The sequence below is a fragment of the Bartonella sp. ML70XJBT.G genome, assembly GCF_028618575.1.
Taxonomy (GTDB): domain Bacteria; phylum Pseudomonadota; class Alphaproteobacteria; order Rhizobiales; family Rhizobiaceae; genus Bartonella.
The window spans coordinates 1-2,945 of the sequence record NZ_JAQITA010000062.1; the positions used below are offsets into that span (position 1 = coordinate 1).

General features: G+C 43.6%; 2 protein-coding genes. Both read left to right on the top strand.

Going from position 1 to position 2,945, the window contains the following annotated elements:
• Positions 1–2,396, top strand: a 2,396-nt coding sequence (locus PVV64_RS10180) for a hemagglutinin repeat-containing protein (RefSeq protein ID WP_273760872.1), incomplete at its 5' end; no start/stop codon positions are given.
• Positions 2,393–2,800 (top strand): hypothetical protein, encoded by a 408-nt coding sequence (locus PVV64_RS10185; protein ID WP_273722086.1) that lies wholly within the window; start codon positions 2,393–2,395, stop codon positions 2,798–2,800. The genes PVV64_RS10180 and PVV64_RS10185, both read left to right, overlap by 4 nt.
• The last annotated feature ends 145 nt before the right edge of the window (positions 2,801–2,945 follow it).

Sequence of the window (2,945 nt, forward strand, 5' to 3'; positions counted from 1 at the left end):
TTGATGCTGGCAATAATATCACACTATCGGAAAGCCATGATACCTCTAACGCAAAAGAAAAGCATGAAAAGTCTTTTGCTGGTGTGACAACTTCCGTTGATATCGGTGTCCTTGGCACGGTACAAGGCTTAAAAGATTCAGCGGACCGTATGAACAATAAAGATGGCAATAACACAGTTATTAATGGCATACTGACTGGCATGAAAATCAATCACCTCTTTAATAAAGGCAGGAATTTTATTGATTGGGTGGGTGGCAATACAGGGGAAAGGGGAAACCTAAGCAAAGGACTAAGCAGTCCCTTAGGAAGTATGGGAGGTTCCTTCAAGGATGCTCTTGCCGATATGACTGGCGCATCTGGCAGTGTAACTGTGGGCTTTAAGACAGAGAAGGCAGAAGCCACTTCTCAAGGCTCCAATGCGGTAACAGATACCATAGAAGCTGGGCGTTCTATCAACATGAACGCGCACAAAGGAAATATCCATGGTGTTGGTAGTGATATTATCGCTGGCACAAACCCGATTTATGCGCTGGAAAATGATACACAGAGCGGGAATATTACCTTGAGCGCAGGACAAAATATCATCTTTGAAAGTGCAAAAAACACGCAAAGCACACAAAACAACAGTGAAAGTGCTTCCATGAGTGTTGGCTACGGTTATGGCACAGGTGGAGCAGGGGCAACAGGCAGTGCTGCTTTTAGTCAAGGGGAAGGTTCTAGTGATGAAGTGCACCACAAGAACAGCCATGTTATAGGGACGGGCACGGTTCATACCAACAGTGAGCAAAACACTACCCTAGCAGGTGCCGTGTTTTCTGCAAACCTTGTAGAGATGAATGTTGGTGGTGATTTCAGCATTATCAGCCGCAGTGATACGGGTCAAACTTCCAGCAAGCAAAACTCTGTTTCTGTTGGGTTTGGTGCTGGACAAACGGGTGGTGGGGGCTCCATGAGCGCCTCTTTCCAAAAGGATAAATCCTCTAGCGATTATCACAGTGTTGTGGAGCAATCAGGCATTAAAGCGGGTGATGGCGGCTTTGATATCACTGTTGCAGGGGCAACCACGCTCACAGGGGGGCTTATTGCCAGCAGTGCGCCGGCAGACAAAAACAGCCTGACCACAGCAAGCATTAGTACCAGTGACATCACCAATAGCGCTCATGCGCAAGCCAGCAGCCAAGGGCTTAGTCTTTCTGGGAATGACACGGTAAAAAACATTGTCAAAAATGTTTTAAACCATGGTAAAGCCAAAGATAATGCAGAAGGGGAAACCAAATCCGCTATCAGTGATGGCACCATCATCCTAACGGGTGAAGGCAACCAGAGGGCGATGGGGCAAGATGCGGGACAAATCATTGGCTCTCTCAATCGCAACACTGCAGCAGCCCACCAGGCTGTAGCACCGATAGACGCCACACCGCTTGAGGCAGCCGTGCATAATCGCTTAGACATGATCAATGATTTGTCCGATGAAGGATTTGGTTATCTTGATAAAATTTATCAAATCTCATATGTCAAAAAACATCCGATAGGAGAGGTTGCGCATGATGCAAATGGCAATGTCCTCTATTTAACCGATGAAAATGGAGAATATATAAAAGGCAGCGATGGAAAACCAATAATTCTGTATCACTTTTTAATGCCAGACCAAGAGAAACATTTACAAGCCGGTTCTGATGGCAACAGGCGTATGTTCTATAATGGTATTTTTAACACACCAGATGAGGCAGCCTATCGTGCTGTTCAATTTGCCGATAATAATCATGAACCGCTTTATTTTACATACTTTCCCCAAGCTAAAGACTGGGAAGTTGAATTAGGAGTAGCATTTTATCAAAAGTTTTGGGAAGGTAACACTTGGAGATTGAGCAATTCAACCAAGAAGTTCCAAGATTTTATCACTCGTTATGGCAATAATGGGACGATAGTGATTGCTCATAGCCGAGGTGCCATAACAGCAGGCAATGGATTGCGTGACTTTGAAAAGCGTGGCATCCACAGTTTAGCACAAAAAACAGATATCTATCTTGTGGGACCAGCTTATAATGCTCAAGATATGGCGGGGACAATATATGTCGTAAGTGATGGTAAGAAAGACCATGTTTACTTACAAAACCATGTACTTGATCCCATTGGTATGTATGTTGGTCATAATCCACCTACTGCTTATCAATATCCTTTAGAACCAACTACCTTGTTTTTGATGCCATCACCTACCGGTTTGATGCTATCATATAAAGTGGTGAGTCCAATAAAAGAGATGGGGGGAGCGCTAGGTGGTTACGATCCTAGTCCTCATAATTGTTATGGTGATGCAAGTAATGCGTGTAAATGGAGTTACGGTTCATTTACTTATAAACCAATTTATCCACCTGATTTAGGAAAGAGAAAATGAAAATACTATTTAGCTTATTGGGAGTGCTTATTCTATTAAGTGTCACTGGATGTGACATTGAAAACATTGATAAGCCTCCTCCAGGGTATCTTAGTATGTGGGAGAAGCCAGGAACAGATTTTACTGATGTAGGAAAAGCCTTGCTAGAATGCGGAATGCCAAGCATTTTTGATATTGATTCAGAAAACAGAAAGCTTAGTGTTAATGAGGATGCAACAATTTATGCTTGCATGATTCAATCAGGTTTTCGCTATAAAGGGAGAGGGAGTCCGTGTTATACTTTTAGAGCCGAAAACCTCCCCATTTGTCGTCCAGGTGCTGTTATTCCCAAGCGCAGTGTCGAAAAGCGCTTAAACAGCCCTTTTTGTAAAAGAAGCCCAGTACAACCTGAATGCCAACCTTAAGTGCTGTTGGTAATGATCAACAATCCCCACAGCCATGTGTCCTCTTGCCTGTGCGGGATTGTTCCTTTCATTTCATTAACACCAGAGCAAGAGAAGCATTTACAAAAAGGCTCTGATGGCGCTGTTCATATGTTTTACAATGGCA